The organism is Chelatococcus sp. HY11 (assembly GCF_018398335.1).
Lineage (GTDB): Bacteria > Pseudomonadota > Alphaproteobacteria > Rhizobiales > Beijerinckiaceae > Chelatococcus.
Map to the genome: position 1 here is coordinate 1,063,359 of NZ_JAHBRX010000001.1, position 19,181 is coordinate 1,082,539.

Genomic DNA, 19,181 nt, shown 5'->3' on the forward strand with positions numbered 1-19,181 from the left:
TTGCCGCGCCGATGCGATTCTGGCTGTCGCGCCAGCATCGGTCCGGGCTTGTGCACGGGTGCGCGGCGCGGACGTGAGCTCTCAGGAGCCGATGCCGAGCGACTTCAACTTCCTGTGTAGGGCAGAGCGCTCCATACCGATAAATTCCGCAGTCCGCGAGATATTGCCCGAGAAGCGGTTGATCTGCGCCACGAGATATTCACGCTCAAAGATCTCGCGCGCGTCCCGCAACGACAAACTCATCAGCTTCTCTCCACCGCTGCCAGCAGGCGTGGTCGGCACAAGCGTCCCGATTTCGGCGGGCAAGAGATCGGCGGAAATCGCCGCATCGGGATCGCCGCCGGTCAATATCATCAACCGTTCCACATTGTTACGCAGTTGGCGCACATTGCCCGGCCAATCGTGCGATTGAAGCACCGCCATGGCGTCGTCGGCGATGACACGCTTGGCGAGTCCGGTGGCAACCGAAATCTGCTCCATGAAGAAGCTGATAAGTTCGGGTACGTCCTCCCGCCTCTCGGCCACAGACGGAATCCGGATCGGCACGACACCCAGCCGGTGGAAGAGATCCTCCCGGAAATGGCCCTCGGCTATTTCCTGGGTGAGATCGCGGCTCGTGGATGAGATGATGCGCACGTCGACGTGAACGCGCGTGGTGCCCCCTACCCGCTGGAAGTTCTGGTCCACCAGCACGCGCAGGATGCGGTTCTGCGTTTCCCGGGGCATGTCACCGACTTCGTCGATGTAAAGCGTACCGCCGTGGGCCTCCTCCAGCGCGCCGATGCGCCGGCCACGACCGTCGGTCGCCTCGACACCAAAAAGTTCGCTCTCCATCGTGTCGGGCGTGATCGCCGCCGCATTGATGACGATGAACGGGCCATTGGCTCGTTGCGAGTTCATATGCAGCGTGCGAGCCGCGAGCTCCTTGCCGGAGCCGGACGGGCCGCTGATCAGCACGCGTGCATTGGTCGGACCGACGCGCTCAATGGTCTGCCGCAGCTGGTTGATGATCGGGGATCGGCCTACCATTCGGCTGGTCTGCCCGGATCGCGTCCTGAGTTCGCGCACCTCCCGCTTCAGGCGAGAGGCCTCCAGCGCGCGCTCAGCCACCAGAACCAGGCGATCAGCCTTGAACGGCTTCTCAATGAAATCATACGCGCCGCGCTTGATGGCCGAGACCGCGGTTTCGATATTGCCATGCCCGGAGATCATGACGACCGGCACTTCCGGATTCTGCTCCTTGATGACGTCCAGCACCTGGAGACCGTCGAGACGGCTGCCTTGCAGCCAGATATCGAGGAAGACCAGCTGCGGCCGGCGGGATTCTATCGCGGCCAAGGCTTCATCCGAACCACCAGCCGTCCGCGTCCTATGGCCCTCGTCATCGAGTATGCCGCCTACGAGTTCACGAATATCCGCTTCGTCGTCGACGATGAGGATGTCGGCGCTCATCCAATTGCCCTTTGTTTGATGTCGTCCTTGCTGTCCGTTGACGCAACGCCACCACTGCCAGACCCGGAAATACCGGACTTGGGGAACCACATGCGGACACGCGCGCCCGGCCCCCCGGCGCTAACGCCGGGATGGTCGAGCAACTCGATGCCGCCGCCGTGGTCCTCGAGAATTTTGCCCACGATGGCGAGGCCGAGGCCCGTGCCGCCCTCGCGGGTCGTCATGTAAGGCTCAAGCAATCGCTGCCTGTGCTCCTTTGGAAAACCCTTGCCGTTGTCACTGACATCGATCGTGATGATGCCGTCCTGTTCGCGCACATTGATGTCGATCTGCCCGACGCCGCGCGTATTGCCATCGACCGCCATCACCGCCTCGGTCGCGTTCTTCACGATGTTGGTGACGGCCTGGGAAATCAGCCGGCGGTCGAAATAGGCGGTGATCCCCTCCTCCGGCAGTTTTTCGTTGAAGGTGATATCGGGCGTACCCACGCGCATCAGGAAGACGACCTGGCGCACCGTATCGACAACATCGTCCATCGCGTGGTTCGGCTTCGGCATCCGCGCGAAGGAGGAGAACTCATCGACCATGCGCTTGATGTCGTCGACCTGGCGGACGATCGTGGCGACGCATTGGTCGAAGATCGCGCGATCCTCGACGATAACCTTGCCGTATTTGCGACGGATGCGCTCGGCCGACAGCTGGATCGGCGTGAGCGGGTTCTTGATCTCATGGGCGATGCGCCGGGCAACGTCGGCCCAGGCTGATGTCCGCTGGGCGGAGACGAGGTCCGTTATGTCGTCGAGCGTGACGACAAAGCCCTTGTCCTGTCCCACCGCCTGTTCGCTGGTCACGCGTACGTTGAGCATGCGCTCGCGACCGTCACGATTCAGGGCCATCTGCCCCTGGATCAACTGTCTCTGCCGGCCAGCGAGCACCTCGTCGAGGAGGGGGGCCACTTCGGGCAGGGCCTCGACGATGGGCTTTCCGATGACCGAGCTGCCATCCGCCTGCAGGATCGCTTCCGCCGACGGGTTGACGATCGTGATCATGCCCGCCGCATCCGTGCCGATGACGCCGGCGGATACACCGGCGAGCACCGCTTCGTTGAAGCGCCGTCGCTTGTCGATCACATCGCTCGCCGCGACCAGACCATCGTGCTGCTGCCTGAGTTCGCTCGTCATCTTGTTGAACGTCGCGCCAAGATGCGCGAGATCGCCCTCCGCGCGCCGGATCGGCACCTGCACGTAGAAATTGCCGCTTGCGACCTGGTCCGTCGCGTGTATCAGCCGGCGGACGGGCATGACGAGCCGGTTGGCGAAGCTCAAGCCGAACCACACCGCCGACAAAAGCACGATGAGCGCGACCAGCGCGAACATCGATGCGAAGGCGATCTGGATGCCGAGCTTCTTTTCCTCGAGAGCTTGATAATAGGCGACACCTGTCTGCGCGGCGGCCGGGAACTCGACGGCACGCGGATCGACAGTTCGCGCTACATAAAGAAGTGTGGGCTCCGGCCAATCCAGCTTGATGAGCGAACGGAACAGGTTGCCAGACTGCGGAATGAGGCAGACCGGATCGGTGGTATTGGCGTCCTTGATATCCTCGTCCGACGGCGGCGAAAGATTTTCGAGCGACTTCTGCTCGATGCGCTCCAGCACCTTGCCGTCCTCGCTGACGAGCATGGCCGAGGGGAACCCGAGGAAGACCGAGCGCGACAACATGAAGTCGTGGAAAAGCTTGCGGTCTGCGTTGAACAGCACCTTGGCGCGATTGAGGTCGGCGGCCATCAATTCCGTTTCGCGCACCATGTTGCGGCATTGGCTATCACGATAAGCATGCGCGATCTCGACCGTATTGGTGATGAGCCCCTTGAGTGAACTGGTGAACCAGGGGTCGAGACCGCGTTCAAGCGTGATCGAAGCCACGATCGCGACAAGAATGGCCGGAAGCGCGGCCACCAGGCTGAACAGCGAGACGATGCGGACATGAAGGCCTGCCGCCGCCGCCCCCTCCCGCCTCGCCCTGAACAGGCTGTATGTCTCCCACAGGATGACCGAGACGAGGAGCAGGACGAGGATGCCGTTGATGAACAGCGCCCAGACGACAACGATATGCGTCGGCAGGATCGGCGTCATGCCGGCGAGCACGACGAAGGTCACAAGCGCCGAGATCAACGCCAGCGTGACCGCGACCGTTCCTAATATGCCGGATACGCGGGATTTGCGTTCCTTGGGAAGATCCGCCGATAAGCTCACGAAATAATGGCCCGCCGTTTCGCTATGATCGAATCGGTTGAATAGCACCGGACAATGATGCGGAGCTACAACACTGTTGTCGAATTGCGACATTCCCAAGGCAGCGCTGGGTCGGCGCCACAGGCAAAAGGGAGCCGATTGACAATCGGATTGCGCCTATGAGTTTGATATTTTCTTATTAAATCCAGTACGTTGTAGACATTTGTTACATAAATCTATCAGATGCGAGATTGCGCTGGTCAAAGGGCTCGTCGTGCAATTGTGGCGAGGCCATGTGCAGATAAATCACATGGCTTCGATGCAACAGGGGCAGCTTAACCTGCTGTCTGGCGAACGCGACGATCATGATGCGCGGCCCCCTGCCCCATCGGCGGTGGTTCTGATCGCCGCGTCGGCTGCTTTGAAGCTGCCTTTAGCGTGCCGGGGTACGCACCACCGATAGATCGAGATCCCGGATCTTCTTGCGCAGGGTATTACGATTGAGCCCCAGGAGTTCGGCGGCTCTGATCTGGTTTCCGCGCGTCGCCGCCAATGCCATGCCGATCAACGGCCCCTCGATCTCGCGCAGGATGCGGTGGTAGAGACCGGGGGGCGGCAGCGCATCCTTGAATCCGCCAAAATAGCGATTGAGGTGCCGTTCGACTGACGTGGCGAGTTGCTCGTCCTCCCGGGCCTCGCTCCCTTCCGGCGAACTGCTGGTGGAGGGCTCTAGTTCGGCGTCGATAATCGGGCCGGTGATGGTGTCCTGAGGGTAGAGCGCGGCCAGCCGCCGGACAAGATTTTCGAGCTCGCGCACATTGCCGGGCCAGCGATAGCGCTTCAGGCGGTCCATCGCATCGAGGTCGATCTGCTTGTGAGGCAAACCCTCGCGCGCCACCAGCGTGAAGAAATGGCGGATGAGATCCGGCACATCTTCCGCCCTCTCGCGGAGCGGGGGAAGGCGCAGCGGCACCACATTGAGCCGAAAGAACAGGTCCTCGCGGAAAATGCCCTGCTGGATGGAAATCCGCAGGTCCTTGTTGGTGGCCGCGATGATGCGAACATTGGTCTTGATCGGCGTGCGGCCGCCGACGGTCGTATATTCACCCTGCTGCAGGACGCGCAGAAGACGCGTCTGCGCTTCCATCGGCATATCGCCGATCTCGTCGAGGAACAGCGTGCCGCCCTCGGCCTGCTCGAAGCGGCCGGCGCTGCGCTGGGTCGCGCCGGTGAAGGCGCCCTTCTCATGGCCGAACAGCTCGGACTCGATGAGGTCGCGCGGGATGGCCGCCATATTGATGGCGACGAAAGGGCCTGTGCGGCGCTTGCCATAGTCATGCAGCGCGCGGGCAACGAGCTCCTTGCCGGTGCCGGATTCGCCGGTGATCATGACCGTAAGATCCGTCGGCATCAACCGCGCCAGCGCCCGGTAGATCTCCTGCATGGCCGGGGAACGGCCGACCAGCGGAATATCCTCGCCATCGGCATCGCCGAGGCTCTTCGCCTGCCCGCGCGGCCGCGACAGTGCGCGCGCGACGATGGAGACCAGTTCCTTCAGGTCGAAGGGTTTCGGCAAATATTCATAGGCACCCCGCTCGGACGCTCGGATCGCCGTCATGAAGGTATTCTGCGCACTCATGACGATGACGGGAAGGTCCGGACGCAGCTTCTTTATCCGCGGCAGCACGTCGAAGGCGTTCTCGTCCGGCATCACCACGTCGGTGATCACCAGATCGCCTTCGCCCTGGCTTACCCAGCGCCAGAGCGTCGCTGCATGTCCTGTGGACCTGACGTCATAGCCCGCCCGCGCCAATGCCTGGTTCAGCACCGTGCGGATGGCGGTATCGTCATCGGCGACAAGAATGCTGCCTCTCGCCATATTACTCATTCCTCCGAGCCACGCCCATCGCGGGCCAGATACATGGGCATCAACACCCGAAACGTCGTACGGTGCACACCAGCGTCGCATTCCACGACGCCGCCATGGTCACCGATGATCTTCGCAACCAAAGCAAGACCAAGGCCACTGCCGGAAGCCTTCGTGGTCACAAACGGGTCGAACAGGTTTGGCACGAGGTCCGGCGGGACGCCGGGCCCGTTGTCGCGAACGCAGATCTCGAGCGGCAGGCTGACGCGTTCGCCGGAGCCCGGCAATTGCAGCCGCATACCCGGCCGGAACGCTGTCGAGAGAATGATTTCACCGTCGAGCGCATCGCGCCCGATGGCTTCCGCCGCATTCTTGATGAGATTGAGGAATACCTGCACAAGCTGGTCGCGGTTGCCGAGCAGCGGCGGCAGCGAGGGGTCGTAGTCCTCAACGAAGCGGATATGCCGCGCAAAGCCCGACTGGGCCAGACGCTTCACGTGGTCGAATACGCCGTGAATGTTCACGGCCCCCCTCTCCACGGGCCGCTCATCCCCGAAAAGCTCCATTCTCTCGACGATTTTGACGATCCGATCGGTCTCGTCGCAGATCAGCTGCGTCAACAGACGATCCTCGTCGGAGGCCGCGCCTTCCAGCAATTGTGCCGCTCCGCGGATGCCGGACAGGGGGTTTTTGATCTCGTGGGCGAGCATCGCGCCCAGCGCCGTGATGGACCGAGCTGCACCCCGATGGGTCAGTTGTCTGTCCATTTTTTCGGCAATTGTTCGTTCTTGCAGCATCAAGGCGACTGATCGCGCCTCGTCTCCGAGCGGGACGGCGAAAATATCAACAATCCGCTCATGTCCTGTGCGCGGCGTTCCAATCTCGATGCGGTATTCGCTGACGCTCGCGTTGCGGCGTCGCGCCTCTTCCGCCAGCGCCAGAACCGGCGAGCCGAAAGGCAGCACATCCACGAGTCTCTGCCGCTTAAGGACGGGAAGGCTTGCCTCGAAGAACGCCTCGGCGGCGCTATTGGCATGGAGGATGGTGTCGCCCTGCCCGACCACCAGGATCGGGACGGGGAGCGCGTTGAGGATGAGCCCCGGATCGAAGCCGGGCTGACTGTTTGCGGAAGCGTTTGGCATCGTGATCCTTGGCATCGTGATCTTGCGCACGCCGATCCGGTAGGGCTTGAAGTCGCGTTCGAATTTGTCTTCCAACGTGTCCCCGGGGAGACCCGTCGATCGTCAGGCCGCTTCTCGCTGGACGGGGTTCTCGGAGGGGCTTTCATAAAGCCCCTGAATCAGTGCCAGCACGCGCTCGGGCTGCTCGCTGGTCACCAGCTCCGCGCGGCACCGACTGGCCGCCCCGCTACCGTGCCGTTCCGCGTCCGCGCAATAGGCCGCGAGATGCTTGCGGGCGTGGCGCAGTCCGACCTTCTTCCCATAGAGCGTGAGAAGTGTCGTATAATGCTCTGTGATCGCTTCAATTTTTTCGGATGGCGATGGTGGCCGGAGGGCAGCGCCGGAGCGCAGTTCGGAGGCCACCTGCCCAACCAGCCAGGGCTGCCCGACCGCGGCGCGGCCGATCATCACCGCATCTGCGCCGGATTGAACGAGGGCCGCGCGGGCATCCGACGTATCAGCCATGTCGCCGTTGACGACGAGAGGAAGCGAGGTCGCCTCGCGCACGCGCCGCACGGCCGACCAGTTGGCTGTGCCCTTGTAGAATTGTTGCCGCGTGCGGCCATGGACGGTGATGAGAACGGCGCCAGCTGTCTCTGCCCGACGGGCGAGTTCATCAGCGTTTTGGCTCGCATCGTCCCAGCCGAGACGCATCTTTACGGATACCGGTATATTCACCGCGGCCACCACGGCCTCGATCAGCGATGTGGCATGGTCGAGATCACGCATCAGCGCCGATCCCGCCCATCCGCCAATCACACGCTTGGCGGGACAGCCCATATTGATGTCGATCATCGCCGCGCCTGAAGCCTCGGCCACGCGCGCTGCCTCGCCCATCCAATGGGCATCGCAGCCGGCGAGCTGTATCACATGGGGCGTGATCCCGGCGCCTTCCGCGCGCAGGACAGCTTCCTGTGACCCATCAACGAGTTCCTGGCTCGAGACCATCTCCGAGACGACCAGAGACGCGCCGAAGCGATGAGCGATCCGCCGGAATGCGACGTCCGTGATGCCTGACATGGGCGCGAGCACTGCGCCCAGGGCGAGATCCGGGCGCCAGGGGGAGACGTCGGCGTTAGTGCCCATTTCCGCATCACTCATGGCCATGCTTATAAATTAAACAAAACTCTTTGTCCCGCCCTTATTGCAGGTCATGAAGAGATCGTGTTCGGCTGGTTCGGATCCCCCTGGATTGGCCTTGGGGGCCATGATCCGTCACAAGAGCATTGTAAGTCATCAGCCCGCAGCCTATAGGCGCCTGTCACTAGAGCGGACAAGGTAAAAATGCCGAAAATTGCAGCGATCATCGTGGCAGCCGGACGTGGAACACGTCTGGGAGGTGAGGTCGCGAAGCAGTATCGCAAGATCGCCGGCCGCGCGGTTCTCGGCCATACGCTGACGGCGATCGCTGATCAGAGCGATATCGCGCGTATCGTCGTCGTTATCCATCCTGATGATGATCCGTATTATCGCGATGTCATAGCCGCGCTGCCGATGGCGGTGATGGAACGTCTAGCGCCGCCTGTGCCTGGTGGAGCGACCCGCCAGCTTTCGGTCATGGCGGGACTCGAATCGCTCGCCAGTGAGGAGCAGGCGCCGGCTTTCGTGCTGGTGCATGATGCGGCCCGGCCGTTCGTCTCGCGGGACCTCGTCGGGCGCGCCGTCGCGGCGGGCATCGCCCATGCCGCTGCGGTGCCGGGCGTGAAGATCGCCGATACCATCAAGCGCGTCGACGAGAACGGCACGATCTGCGAAACGCCGGACCGCGACCTCCTGCGGCGTGTTCAGACCCCACAGGCCTTCGCCTTCGCGCCCTTGCTCGTCGCGCACCGCCGCGCGGTCGACGCGGGTTTGACGGGCTTCACCGATGACGGCACGCTCGCCGAATGGGCGGGCCACAGCGTCCATATCTTCGACGGCGAGGCTGGCAATATGAAGATCACCAGCGGCGAGGACATCGTGGAAGCGGAGCGCCGCCTGACCCCATCCACAACGCTGATCAGCCGCGCGGGCATCGGCTATGACGTCCATGCCTTTGGACCGGGCGATCACATTTGGATCGGTGGGCTGCGGCTGCCCCATGACCAGGGTGTCATCGCCCACTCCGACGGCGACGTGGCCTTGCACGCGCTGACCGATGCTGTTTTCGGAGCTATGGCCGACGGCGATATCGGAAGTCACTTTCCTCCGAGCGATCCGCGATGGCGAGGTGCTGCCTCCGATCAGTTCCTTGCCCATGCGGTCAAGCGCCTGCGCGCGCGGGGCGGCCAGCTCGACCATCTCGACCTGACGATCATTTGCGAGGCACCCAAGATCGGTCCGCATCGCGACGCCATGCGCGCCCGCATCGCCGCCATCGTCGATGTTCCGATTTCTTCAGTCTCGGTGAAGGCCACGACGTCGGAACAGCTGGGGTTCACGGGGCGCCGCGAGGGGATCGCGGCGCAGGCGGTGGCCAGCGTCAGGCTGCCGGAAGGCACGTAGAGCAAATTCGACCTGGATGAACCCAGGTGGATCTGCTCAAGCGTCTGACTTTCCTATTTTTTACACGGGCGAGTCCGGGTTCTACGGATTTGCTCAAGCCGAGCCAATGGAGCAATCAGGGATGGCCGATATCGAGTTCACGCGTATCGACCGGGATCTTGTCGTGCACGCGAAGGCCGTGCTCGATCTGTGCCGGGGGCTTGGCCTGCGCGTTGTCACCGCCGAATCCTGCACGGGCGGCCTCGTCGCCGCTGTTCTGACCGAGGCGCCGGGTTCATCGGAGACCATCGAGGGCGGGTTCGTCACCTATTCCAACGATGCAAAGCAGAGCGCGATCGGTGTTCCCGAGGCGCTCATTTTGGCCCATGGCGCGGTCAGTGAGCCCGTGGCCCGCGCGATGGCCGAGGGAGCGCTCGCCCATTCCCTGGCCGATGTTGCCGTGGCGATCACCGGCATCGCCGGTCCCGGCGGCGGCAGCGAGGCCAAGCCCGTCGGGCTCGTTCATTTCGCCGCCGCCCGGCGGGGCGTCGTGACGCGCCATGTCGAACGACTTTTCGGGGATCTTGGACGGGGTGTCATCCGGCGCCGGTCGGTCGAGCAGGCACTGGACCTTCTCGCGGAGATCGCCCGGCAGCCGCTTGTGGCGTAGGAGCTGATATCACCCTTAGACCGAGGCCGGCAGCGGTCCGCCCTTGCCGTAGAGGCTTGCCGCCCGCGCGACGAACGCGTCAGCGAAACGCGCGAACGCCTTGTCGAACAGCGCGCCCATCAGAAGCTTCAAGGCGAAGCTCTTGAATTCGTAGGTGATGTAGAACTCGACCGTGCAACCGCCACCCTCAATGGGACGAAAGCTCCAGCGATTTTCGAGATAGCGGAACGGGCCGTCGACATATTCCACGAGTATCTTCAGCCGCGGGCGATCAAGCGTCACCCGACTCGTAAAATTCTCCCGGATTGACTTGTAACCAACGCCCATGTCGGCCACGAGGGTCTCGACTCCCTCCCCGCTCTGGGAGCGTCGGCGAATTTTCAGACTCTCGCAAAGAGGCAGGAACTCGGGATAGCGCTCCACGTCCGCCACCAGGGCGAACATGGCCTCCGGCGGCTGCGGGACGGTACGGGTGTCACGAAACGAAGGCATGGCGCGAACTTATGAATACGCGGTGCCGACGGCGCAAGTCCGAAGAACGGGCCGACCTCGATCCACGGGAATTTGCGTCACAGGCCAAGCTTGAGGGTCCGCGCCGCCTTCAATTGCTCGAAATCCTCGCCGGCGTGATGGGAGGAGCGCGTCAGTGGGCTCGACGACACCATCAGGAAGCCCTTGGCATAGGCCGTCGTCTCAAATGCCTTGAATTCGTCCGGCGTCACGAAGCGCAGCACGGGATGATGCTTCTTCGTAGGCTGCAGATACTGGCCGATGGTCATGAAATCCACCTCGGCCGAGCGGAGGTCGTCCATGAGCTGCAGAACCTCGTTCCGCTCCTCGCCAAGGCCGACCATGATTCCGGACTTGGTGAAGATGGAGGGATCGAGCTCCTTGACCTGCTGCAGCAGCCGGATGGAATGGAAATAACGCGCGCCGGGACGCACCTTCAGATATTTGGAGGGAACGGTTTCCAGGTTGTGGTTGAACACATCCGGGCGGGCCGCGACCACGACCTCCAGGGCCCCCTTCTTGCGCAGGAAATCCGGCGTCAAGATCTCGATGGTCGTCTTGGGCGAGCGCGCCCGGATCGCCCTGATGACCGCTGCGAAATGCGCGGCGCCACCGTCCGCCAGGTCGTCGCGGTCGACTGATGTGATGACCACGTGGGTCAGGCCGAGCTTCTCGACGGCGGTCGCGACGCTTTCGGGCTCGTTGGGATCGAGCGACTGCGGCAAGCCGGTCTTCACGTTGCAGAAGGCGCAGGCCCGCGTGCAGGTGTCGCCCATGATCATGAAGGTGGCGTGCTTCTTTTCCCAGCACTCGCCGATGTTCGGGCAACCCGCTTCCTCGCAGACCGTCACGAGCTTGTTGTCACGGACGATGCGGTGGGTTTCCGCCCATTTCGGGGAGCCCGGCGCCTTGACACGGATCCATTCCGGCTTACGCAGCACCGGCTGGTCGGGGCGGTGCGCTTTTTCCGGATGGCGTTTCGCCTCGACATCGCCCGACGCACCGAGCTTGGCGCGACGATCCTTGCCGTTGATGAGATCCAGTACTACCGCCATGGGAGGCTCCGCTCTGCGTCACGCACGCACCGACCGTCCCTACATATAGAGCTTGGCCGTCCGTCACAAGGAAGGTCGGTTCACAGTTGGCATGTATCCTGCGCGGGCCCTGTCGAATTGGCTCATGATGTCCCAAGGGCAGGAACGAATGTCCCCTATTGCGACGGTATCGAACGGCCTGGCCCGTGGCCGGGACAATTTCCTGTCGTTACGGCACATTCTTGCGGGTTGCGTGCTCGTGAGCCATGCCTTTTTCGTGTTCCGCGGCGCCGACGTGCGCGAACCGCTCCTTGATGAAACGGGCCTCGATCTCGGCCAGCATGCGGTGAACCTGTTTTTCGCGCTCTCCGGCTTTCTCGTGGTGCAGAGCCTGGAACGGCGAGGCGTCAAGGCCTATGCGCGCGCTCGTGCGCTGCGCCTGCTGCCGGGCCTGGTCATGGCGACGCTCTTCACCGCGTTCGTCATCGGGCCGATTGTCACCTCCCTGCCGCTCGGCGCCTATCTCCGCGACAGCGCAACCTGGCGCTTCCTTGTCGATATCGTTCCGCGTTTCAATGGTCATGCGACTCTGCCCGGCGTGTTTGAGGACCAGCCGGCGAACGAGGCGATGATCACCATCTGGACGATTAAGTATGAGATCGCGTGCTACGCCCTTCTGGCCATCGGCGGGTTTGCCCTGCTGAGGCGCCGTCCGGCGATTGTGCTCGCGGCTTGCGCGCTCGGTTTCGCGCTGATGAGCCTGCCCTCGCGGATCGTCCTGCCGGATGCGGTCCACTCTTTCGCCCGGCTCGGCATGTGCTTCGCGTTCGGTGTCGGCGCATGGCTTTATCGTCGCCAGATGCCGCTCGACGGCCGCTTCGTTATCGGCGGCGTCCTGTTGTCGTTGGCGCTTGCCCGTACGACGTTCGGCCTCCCTGTCATGATCCTCGCGGAATGCTATGGGGCGCTTTGGCTTGCCTTTCTTCCGACAGCCTGGCCGGGCGGGGCGCTTTCCATCGTTGGGTCGGAGATGGCTGGCGGGCCCGGTCTGGTCAAGGCGCCGCTGGCGCTTCTGGCCGGTGCCGATTTCTCCTACGGCATCTACCTTTACGGCTTTCCCCTCGAACAGGCGATCTTCCAGTTTCTCCAACCCTCGAGCCCCTGGCTTCTTATCGTCCAAGTTCTGCCAGTCGTTCTGATCGTGGCCCTGGGATCGTGGCTGCTGGTTGAGAAGCCGGCTCTCGCGTTGAAATCCAGACGCGCCGTCGGCGAGCTGCCGCAGAGCGCGCCCGTTGCTGAAGGCCAGACGTCATGAGCCGGGAGGCGCCGCAGATCGTCGTTCTCGACAGCTGGCGCGGCGTATTCGCGCTCGCCGTCGCGCTGCTTCACGCGCCGGTGCCTTTCCTTGGCGACGAGACAGTGTTCGTGCAGTCGCTTTATCTGGCGGTCGACTTCTTCCTCGTACTGTCTGGCTTCGTAATCGCCATGAACTACGAGCGGCGGCTGTCGACGCCGCGCGCGGTGACGCGCTTCGCGTGGCGACGCTTCTGGCGCCTTTACCCTCTGCACATCACCACGCTTGCGATATTCGGCGTCATGGTACTCGTGATGCAGCGGGCCGGCGCGAGTGGAAGCGGCAACCAGGCGACTGCCTCATTGGGCGATTTCCTGCGCATGGCCGCATTGCTCCATGCGCTTGGCACCACCGCTGTCGATGTCTTCAACTGGCCGAGCTGGAGCATTTCGGCCGAGATCTGGAGCTATCTGGTTTTCGCGGTGGTCGTGCTCGCGGCCGGACGCCGCGATCGCCTGCGCATCGGCCTCTATATCGTGCTCAGCGGCATTGGCCTCGCGCTTGTTTTGGCGATGCCCGCCGATCCCGGTCGCTACACCTTCCTGTCGGTCACGGGACTTGGCATTGGTCGGGGGCTGTTCGGATTTTTCGTCGGAGCGCTGGCGTGGCGCCTGTTTGAGGCCACGCGCCGTGCCCCCCTCTGGGAAGCTCCCGGGGCGATGAGCTTCGCTGAAATCGCGCTGGTCGCTCTTCTCCTGACGGGGCTTGCCCTGATCGACAACACGACCCCGGCCGTGTTCGCGATCGTCGGCCTGTTTCCCTTGATGGTGATCGTGTTCGCCCATCAAGGCGGGATCATTTCGCGGATCCTGAAGGCCCCGGCGCTGGTCGGTCTTGGCACTCTGTCCTACGGAATCTACCTCTGGCATCTCATCGTCGCCAAGGGCATGGGCTGGGTGGTCTACCGGCCCCTGAGCGCGATGCTCGAGGCCGGCGGCCAGTCCGCTTTCGTGAGAGCTTTGGCCGCGCATGGTCTGCTGGCGGCTTATCTCGGTGGCACGGTGGTCGCCGCCGCCCTCTCCTATCGGTTGATCGAGCGGCCTCTGCGCGAGTGGTCGCGCCGGGCGGAGCCGGCCGCCCTCGCGGCCCCGGGCGGCGCAGGCGATTTGCGATCCACCGATCTACCTGCCACCGACCTGCCCGCCACCCAATAACGATCTCAGCTCATCGCTTCTGGAAGAGCCCAAGGATAAAGAGCAGGACTACGGCGCCGACGGTCGAAACGACAAGGCTCGGCCAGAACCCCGCGCTGGTCGGCATGAGATTGAGGGCGCTGAGAACGAAAGGACCGATAAGCGCCCCGATGAGGCCGACGATGAGATTGGTGAAAAGCCCGTGGCTCCGGCTCATGACCTTTTCGGCGATATAACCGGCCAGAATCCCGACGATAATCGCCCCGATGATGCCAACACCCTGCATGTTTCCAGCCTCTTGATACGCGCCCGTCCTGTCGACGGCGAGAAACAAACGCTAGCAGAGCTGAACAGTTCCGCTCAAGCCTGGAAAGAGGATGGAAAAGGGCAATTCCGACAGCCACTGTCACGGCCGTGCAGCACGGCAGCCTAGCCCGCTCCTCGCCTTTTCAGATAGAGCGACAGTGTCACGATGAGCGCCGCCACGACGACAGCGACGAGCGGGCTCACGTAAGGCCCGAGCGGAGCCTCAATGGCGAGCCACGTCACGCCGACGCCGACAACGGCACCGACGAGCGGCAGCACCAGCCGCCATGGCCAGGGCGTCGCACGGCCATAGATCACACCGGTTCCGGCGACGGCAACCAGCACAGTCAGCAGTGGCAGCCAGTCAGCCATCACCAATCAGCTATCCTGGACCGCTCTCCACGACTGCTCATCACGTGTGGATCACACGGCCATAGGCGTCCATGACGCTTTCGTGCATCATCTCAGAGAGGGTCGGATGCGGGAAGACGGAATTGATGAGCTCTTCCTCGGTCGTCTCCAGGTTCATGGCGATCACGAAGCCCTGGATGAGTTCAGTCACTTCAGCGCCGATCATGTGAGCGCCGAGGAGTTTGCCTGTCTTCTTGTCGAAGATCGTCTTCACGAGGCCGTCTGGCTCGCCGAGCGCGATCGCCTTGCCGTTGCCGACGAATGGGAAGCGGCCGACGCGGATGTCGTGGCCAGCTTCCTTCGCCTTGGTTTCCGTCAGGCCGACGGAGGCGATCTGCGGGTGGCAGTAGGTGCAGCCCGGGATCATCAGCTTGTCCATGGCGTGCGGATCGAGGCCCTTGATGGCCTCGACGCAGGTGACGCCCTCATGTTCGGCCTTGTGCGCCAGCATGGGCGGGCCGGCGACGTCACCGATCGCATAGATGCCGGCGACGGAGGTCTTGCCGAGGCCGTCGGTCTTGATCGTGCCGCGGTCGATGGTGACGCCGAGCGCCTCAAGCCCCAGGTTCTCGATATTGCCGACGACGCCCACCGCCGAGATGACCCGGTCGACGGTGAGGCTCTGCGTGCCGCCCTTGCCGTCGTCGATCGTGGCGGTGACACTATCAGCCTTCTTGTCGAGCTTGGTGACCTTGGCGCCGGTCATCACCTTGATGCCCTGCTTCTCGAAGCGCTTGCGCGCCAGCGCGGCGATCTCAGCATCTTCCACCGGCAGGATCTGCGGCAGCACCTCGACGACCGTCACCTCCGCGCCGAGCGTCCGGTAGAAGGAGGCGAATTCGATGCCGATGGCGCCGGAGCCGACGACCAGCAACGACTTCGGCATGGCTTCGGGAACCATCGCCTCGAAGTAGGTCCAGACCAGCTTGCCGTCAGGCTCGAGGCCCGGCAGCACGCGCGGACGTGCGCCCGTCGCCACGATGATATGCTTGGCCGCGTAAGTGCCGGCGCCCTTGGTGCCTTTTGGCGCGGCGGCCGTGCCCTCGCGCGGCTTGGCCGCGTCCTTCACGGTGACCTCGCCGGGCTTGGCGATGGTCGCCTGCCCCCAGATAACGTCGATCTTGTTCTTCTTCATGAGGAACGCGACGCCATTGTTGAGCTGGGTGGATACCCCGCGAGACCGCTTGACGACGGCCGCCGGGTCGGGGCGGATCGTGCCTTCGAGCACCAGCCCGTAATCCTTGGCGTGGGTCGCGTAGTGATAGATTTCAGCCGAGCGCAGCAGCGCCTTGGTCGGAATGCAGCCCCAGTTGAGGCAGATGCCGCCGAGATGTTCGCGCTCTACCACGGCCGTCTTGAAGCCAAGCTGCGCGGCACGGATCGCGGCCACATAGCCGCCGGGACCGCCACCGATGACGATGATGTCGTATTGATCGGCCATTGACGCTCACTCTCTCTGTGATGACCGGGCTTATCGCCGCCGGTCATCGCGATCGAAAAGGCTGTGCCACAAAGTCTCGCGATGGCCGGGCCCACGCCCGGCCATGACGGCGTAACGCGGCGTTACACCAGCATTCCCATAGGGTTCTCGATTAGCTGCTTAAAGGCGGAGATGAGTTCGGCCCCGAGCGCGCCATCGACGGCGCGGTGGTCGGTCGACAAGGTCACGGTCATCACCGTGGCGATGGCCGGCGCATTGTTCTTCACCACCACACGCTTCTCGCCGGCGCCGACCGCGAGGATCGTCGCATGGGGCGGGTTGATGACGGCGGAGAAGTCCTTGATACCGAACATGCCGAGGTTGGACACGGCGGTCGAACCGCCCTGGTATTCCTCGGGCTTCAGCTTGCGGGTGCGGGCCCGCGCCGCATAGTCCTTCATCTCGTTGGAGATGGTGGACAGGGTCTTGGTTTCCGCCTTGCGCACGACCGGCGTGATCAGCCCACCCGGGATCGCGACGGCCACGCCGACATCCGCATGCTTGTGACGCAGCATGGCGCTGTCGGTCCACGAGACATTGGCATCCGGCACGCGCATCAATGACACGGCAAGCGCCTTGATGACGAAGTCGTTGACCGAAACCTTGTAGGCCGGCTTGCCATCGCCGTCCTTCGGCGCTGCGGCGTTGATCTGCTCCCGCAAGGCGAGCAGCGCATCGAGCTCGCAATCGACCGACAGGTAGAAATGCGGGATCGTCTGCTTGGACTCCGTCAGGCGGCGCGCGATGGTCTTGCGCATCGAGTCATGCGGAATTTCCTCGAAGCTGCCGGGCTCGAACAGCCTCTTGACCTGCTCATCGGCCATGCCGGTCGCGAGCGGCGCGACAGCCGCCTTCGGCGTGGGCGTCGCGCTGGTGGCGGCCGCAGCGGCAGCCGGCGCGGCCTTGGCCGTGCCGCCGGCAAGGGCCGCCTTCACATCGCGTTCGACAACACGACCATGCGGCCCGGATCCCTGGACCGCGGCGATGTCGATGCCGCCTTCCCGGGCAAGGCGCTTGGCGAGTGGCGAGGCGAACACTCGGCCCCCCTCACCCGCCGCCGGCTTTTGTGCCGGCTGGGCGCTTGCTATGGCCTGAGGCTCAGGCGCGGCCGTGGTTTGGGCCGGCTTGGCTTCGGTCGGCTTGGCCTGAGCGGGAGCTTCGGCCTTTGAAGCATCGCTCTTCGCTGGAGCAGCGGCGGTCTCGCCCTTGCCCGCGCCGGCGGCGACCGCCTTGGGGTCCTCGCCGTCGCTGGCGATGACCGCGATGAGCTCGTTCACCGGCACGTCGGCTGTACCTTCCGGCACGACGATCTTGGCGAGGATGCCCTCGTCGACAGCCTCGACCTCCATGGTCGCTTTATCGGTCTCGATCTCAGCGAGGACATCGCCGGACGAAACCTTGTCGCCTTCCTTCTTAAGCCACTTGGTGAGGTTGCCCTTCTCCATCGTGGGCGACAATGCTGGCATCAGGATATTGGCGGGCATGGTCGTTTCCTCAAAAACCAGTAGGCCGGCATGTCTCAGCGGTCATGTCTGCTGTCATGCACCCCAGCGCGGCCTCAAGAGGGTGGAGTAGCGCGAGCATTGTCAGGCGCCCTGCGGGCTCCCCACCCCGACCGAGGCCGGGATGGACGAAAGCGGGACGGGCGCGCCTGTCATGCGGCTCACCGATAGGTGACGGCCTTGACCGCCTCGATCACCTCGGCGACCGACGGCAGGGCAAGCTTTTCGAGGTTGGCCGCATAGGGCATCGGCACGTCCTTCGCCGACACGCGCGCGACCGGGGCGTCGAGATAGTCGAAGGCCTCCGTCATGACGCGCGCCGCGATCTCCGCGCCGACGCCGGACTGCTGCCAGCCTTCCTCGACGGTGACGAGGCGGCCCGTCTTCTTCACGGAAGCGACGATCGTCTCCGTATCCATCGGCCGGATCGTCCTGAGGTCGATCACCTCGGCGTTGATGCCTTCAGCCGCCAGTTCCTCGGCGGCCTTCAAGGCGTAGGTCATGCCGATCGACCAGGACACGATGGTGACGTCAGCGCCTTCCCGGACGATACGCGCCTTGCCGATCGGCAGCACGTAATCGTCGAGCTTCGGCACAGGGAACGAGTGGCCGTAGAGGATCTCGTTCTCCAGGAAGATGACCGGATTGGGGTTCCGGATGGCCGCCTTCAGAAGGCCCTTGGCATCGGCCGCGCTATAGGGCGCGATCACCGTCAGGCCGGGGATATGGCTGTACCAGGAGGCGTAATCCTGGCTGTGCTGCGCGGCGACGCGCGCCGCCGCGCCGTTCGGGCCGCGGAAGACGATCGGGCAGCCGAGCTGGCCACCGGACATGTAAAGGGTCTTCGCGGCCGAGTTGATGATCTGGTCGATCGCCTGCATGGCGAAGTTGAAGGTCATGAACTCGACGATCGGCTTGAGGCCCGTAAAAGCCGCGCCAACGCCGAGACCGGCGAAACCGTGTTCGGTGATTGGCGTATCGACGACACGCCGGGCGCTGAATTCCTGCAGGAGGCCCTGGGTCACCTTATAGGCGCCCTGGTATTCCGCGACCTCCTCGCCCATCACGAAGACGGCCTCGTCGCGACGCATCTCCTCGGCCATGGCGTCACGCAGTGCCTCGCGCACGGTCATCTGCACGAACTCGGTGCCTTCGGGCACTTCCGGATCGGGCTGCGCCTTCGGCTGCGGGGGCACGGACACGGCTGACGGAGCCGGCGATGCAGGCTTCGGCGCTTCCGGTGCCTTCATCTCACGCGCAGCGGCCTCGCTGGTCGTTTCGTCAGGCGACGGCTTTGGCGCATCGACCGGCTTTGCCTTGGACGCGGCCGAGACATCCTCGCCCTCACCGGCGATCACGGCGATCGGCGTGTTGACGGCCACATCCTCGCTGCCCTCGGGAATGAGGATCTTGGCGAGCGTACCTTCGTCGACGGCTTCCACCTCCATGGTGGCCTTGTCCGTCTCGATCTCGGCGAGTACGTCGCCGGAGCGGACGCTATCGCCTTCCTTCTTGAGCCATTTTGACAGTTTGCCACTTTCCATGGTCGGGGAAAGGGCGGGCATCAATACGTCGATGGGCATG

At 63.6% G+C, this 19,181-nt stretch carries 16 protein-coding genes; 4 read left to right on the plus strand and 12 right to left on the minus strand.

Annotated features, from left to right (window positions below; translation table 11 throughout):
* Window positions 1-81: 81 nt before the first annotated feature.
* The 5 genes from ntrX to dusB all read right to left on the minus strand — a co-directional run bounded on the left by ntrX (window position 82) and on the right by dusB (window position 7,835).
* The gene (gene ntrX / locus KIO74_RS05060; protein ID WP_213330988.1) at window positions 82-1,452 is read right to left on the minus strand and encodes a nitrogen assimilation response regulator NtrX; all 1,371 of its coding nucleotides are present in this window, start codon (window positions 1,450-1,452) and stop codon (window positions 82-84) included.
* Window positions 1,449-3,707: a sensor histidine kinase NtrY-like gene (locus tag KIO74_RS05065; RefSeq protein ID WP_291978842.1), complete on the minus strand. Its 2,259-nt coding sequence runs from the start codon at window positions 3,705-3,707 to the stop codon at window positions 1,449-1,451. Before KIO74_RS05065 ends, ntrX begins: the two co-directional genes overlap by 4 nt.
* Before the next feature lie 412 nt (window positions 3,708-4,119).
* Window positions 4,120-5,565: a nitrogen regulation protein NR(I) gene (gene ntrC / locus KIO74_RS05070; RefSeq protein WP_213330990.1), complete on the minus strand. Its 1,446-nt coding sequence runs from the start codon at window positions 5,563-5,565 to the stop codon at window positions 4,120-4,122.
* A gap of 5 nt (window positions 5,566-5,570) precedes the next feature.
* Window positions 5,571-6,695: a two-component system sensor histidine kinase NtrB gene (locus KIO74_RS05075; protein WP_249731171.1), complete on the minus strand. Its 1,125-nt coding sequence runs from the start codon at window positions 6,693-6,695 to the stop codon at window positions 5,571-5,573.
* A 102-nt stretch (window positions 6,696-6,797) separates the two neighbouring features.
* The gene (gene dusB / locus KIO74_RS05080; protein WP_502762022.1) at window positions 6,798-7,835 is read right to left on the minus strand and encodes a tRNA dihydrouridine synthase DusB; all 1,038 of its coding nucleotides are present in this window, start codon (window positions 7,833-7,835) and stop codon (window positions 6,798-6,800) included.
* 183 nt (window positions 7,836-8,018) lie between these two features.
* On the opposite strand from dusB, the gene KIO74_RS05085 reads away from it, so the two are divergent.
* Both KIO74_RS05085 and KIO74_RS05090 read left to right on the plus strand, forming a co-directional pair.
* Window positions 8,019-9,218 (plus strand): bifunctional 2-C-methyl-D-erythritol 4-phosphate cytidylyltransferase/2-C-methyl-D-erythritol 2,4-cyclodiphosphate synthase, encoded by a 1,200-nt coding sequence (locus tag KIO74_RS05085; RefSeq protein ID WP_213330991.1) that lies wholly within the window; start codon window positions 8,019-8,021, stop codon window positions 9,216-9,218.
* A gap of 121 nt (window positions 9,219-9,339) precedes the next feature.
* Window positions 9,340-9,867, plus strand: a complete 528-nt coding sequence (locus KIO74_RS05090) for a CinA family protein (protein ID WP_213330992.1) — start codon at window positions 9,340-9,342, stop codon at window positions 9,865-9,867.
* Window positions 9,868-9,882: 15 nt separating this feature from the next.
* Here KIO74_RS05090 and KIO74_RS05095 read toward each other — a convergent pair whose 3' ends face one another.
* Window positions 9,883-10,359, minus strand: coding sequence for a type II toxin-antitoxin system RatA family toxin (locus KIO74_RS05095; protein WP_213330993.1), 477 nt, complete (start codon window positions 10,357-10,359; stop codon window positions 9,883-9,885).
* A 77-nt stretch (window positions 10,360-10,436) separates the two neighbouring features.
* The gene (gene lipA / locus KIO74_RS05100) at window positions 10,437-11,432 is read right to left on the minus strand and encodes a lipoyl synthase (protein WP_213330994.1); all 996 of its coding nucleotides are present in this window, start codon (window positions 11,430-11,432) and stop codon (window positions 10,437-10,439) included.
* Window positions 11,433-11,580: 148 nt separating this feature from the next.
* Between lipA and KIO74_RS05105 the strand changes: the two genes are divergently transcribed.
* Both KIO74_RS05105 and KIO74_RS05110 read left to right on the plus strand, forming a co-directional pair.
* Window positions 11,581-12,726, plus strand: a complete 1,146-nt coding sequence (locus KIO74_RS05105; protein ID WP_213330995.1) for an acyltransferase family protein — start codon at window positions 11,581-11,583, stop codon at window positions 12,724-12,726.
* Complete coding sequence (locus KIO74_RS05110) at window positions 12,723-13,919, plus strand: acyltransferase family protein (protein WP_213330996.1); 1,197 nt, start codon at window positions 12,723-12,725, stop codon at window positions 13,917-13,919. The genes KIO74_RS05105 and KIO74_RS05110 overlap by 4 nt, the downstream gene beginning before the upstream one ends.
* Window positions 13,920-13,929: 10 nt before the next feature.
* On the opposite strand, the gene KIO74_RS05115 is transcribed toward KIO74_RS05110, so the two are convergent.
* From KIO74_RS05115 to KIO74_RS05135, 5 genes are all read right to left on the minus strand, one after another.
* A complete protein-coding gene (locus tag KIO74_RS05115) occupies window positions 13,930-14,184 on the minus strand; it encodes a GlsB/YeaQ/YmgE family stress response membrane protein (protein ID WP_213330997.1) in 255 nt (84 codons plus the stop codon).
* Window positions 14,185-14,327: 143 nt separating this feature from the next.
* Window positions 14,328-14,576, minus strand: coding sequence for a hypothetical protein (locus tag KIO74_RS05120; protein WP_213330998.1), 249 nt, complete (start codon window positions 14,574-14,576; stop codon window positions 14,328-14,330).
* Window positions 14,577-14,616: 40 nt separating this feature from the next.
* Window positions 14,617-16,056, minus strand: coding sequence for a dihydrolipoyl dehydrogenase (lpdA, locus tag KIO74_RS05125; protein ID WP_213330999.1), 1,440 nt, complete (start codon window positions 16,054-16,056; stop codon window positions 14,617-14,619).
* Window positions 16,057-16,178: 122 nt separating this feature from the next.
* The gene (locus KIO74_RS05130; protein WP_213331000.1) at window positions 16,179-17,579 is read right to left on the minus strand and encodes a pyruvate dehydrogenase complex dihydrolipoamide acetyltransferase; all 1,401 of its coding nucleotides are present in this window, start codon (window positions 17,577-17,579) and stop codon (window positions 16,179-16,181) included.
* A gap of 179 nt (window positions 17,580-17,758) precedes the next feature.
* On the minus strand, window positions 17,759-19,180 hold the full coding sequence (locus KIO74_RS05135) for a pyruvate dehydrogenase complex E1 component subunit beta (RefSeq protein WP_213331001.1): 1,422 nt from the start codon (window positions 19,178-19,180) through the stop codon (window positions 17,759-17,761).
* Between the last annotated feature and the right edge of the window lies 1 nt (window position 19,181).

What these genes read in the sequence shown, in the direction of transcription:
- KIO74_RS05115 (WP_213330997.1), bottom strand. Translation starts at nt 14,184, where the DNA reads ATGCAGGGTGTTGGCATCATCGGGGCGATTATCGTCGGGATTCTGGCC.
- KIO74_RS05120 (WP_213330998.1), bottom strand. Translation starts at nt 14,576, where the DNA reads ATGGCTGACTGGCTGCCACTGCTGACTGTGCTGGTTGCCGTCGCCGGA.
- KIO74_RS05105 (WP_213330995.1), top strand. Translation starts at nt 11,581, where the DNA reads ATGTCCCCTATTGCGACGGTATCGAACGGCCTGGCCCGTGGCCGGGAC.
- lpdA (WP_213330999.1), bottom strand. Translation starts at nt 16,056, where the DNA reads ATGGCCGATCAATACGACATCATCGTCATCGGTGGCGGTCCCGGCGGC.
- KIO74_RS05110 (WP_213330996.1), top strand. Translation starts at nt 12,723, where the DNA reads ATGAGCCGGGAGGCGCCGCAGATCGTCGTTCTCGACAGCTGGCGCGGC.
- KIO74_RS05130 (WP_213331000.1), bottom strand. Translation starts at nt 17,579, where the DNA reads ATGCCCGCCAATATCCTGATGCCAGCATTGTCGCCCACGATGGAGAAG.
- KIO74_RS05095 (WP_213330993.1), bottom strand. Translation starts at nt 10,359, where the DNA reads ATGCCTTCGTTTCGTGACACCCGTACCGTCCCGCAGCCGCCGGAGGCC.
- ntrX (WP_213330988.1), bottom strand. Translation starts at nt 1,452, where the DNA reads ATGAGCGCCGACATCCTCATCGTCGACGACGAAGCGGATATTCGTGAA.
- lipA (WP_213330994.1), bottom strand. Translation starts at nt 11,432, where the DNA reads ATGGCGGTAGTACTGGATCTCATCAACGGCAAGGATCGTCGCGCCAAG.
- KIO74_RS05135 (WP_213331001.1), bottom strand. Translation starts at nt 19,180, where the DNA reads ATGCCCATCGACGTATTGATGCCCGCCCTTTCCCCGACCATGGAAAGT.
- dusB (WP_502762022.1), bottom strand. Translation starts at nt 7,835, where the DNA reads ATGAGTGATGCGGAAATGGGCACTAACGCCGACGTCTCCCCCTGGCGC.
- ntrC (WP_213330990.1), bottom strand. Translation starts at nt 5,565, where the DNA reads ATGGCGAGAGGCAGCATTCTTGTCGCCGATGACGATACCGCCATCCGC.
- KIO74_RS05085 (WP_213330991.1), top strand. Translation starts at nt 8,019, where the DNA reads ATGCCGAAAATTGCAGCGATCATCGTGGCAGCCGGACGTGGAACACGT.
- KIO74_RS05090 (WP_213330992.1), top strand. Translation starts at nt 9,340, where the DNA reads ATGGCCGATATCGAGTTCACGCGTATCGACCGGGATCTTGTCGTGCAC.
- KIO74_RS05075 (WP_249731171.1), bottom strand. Translation starts at nt 6,695, where the DNA reads ATGCCAAACGCTTCCGCAAACAGTCAGCCCGGCTTCGATCCGGGGCTC.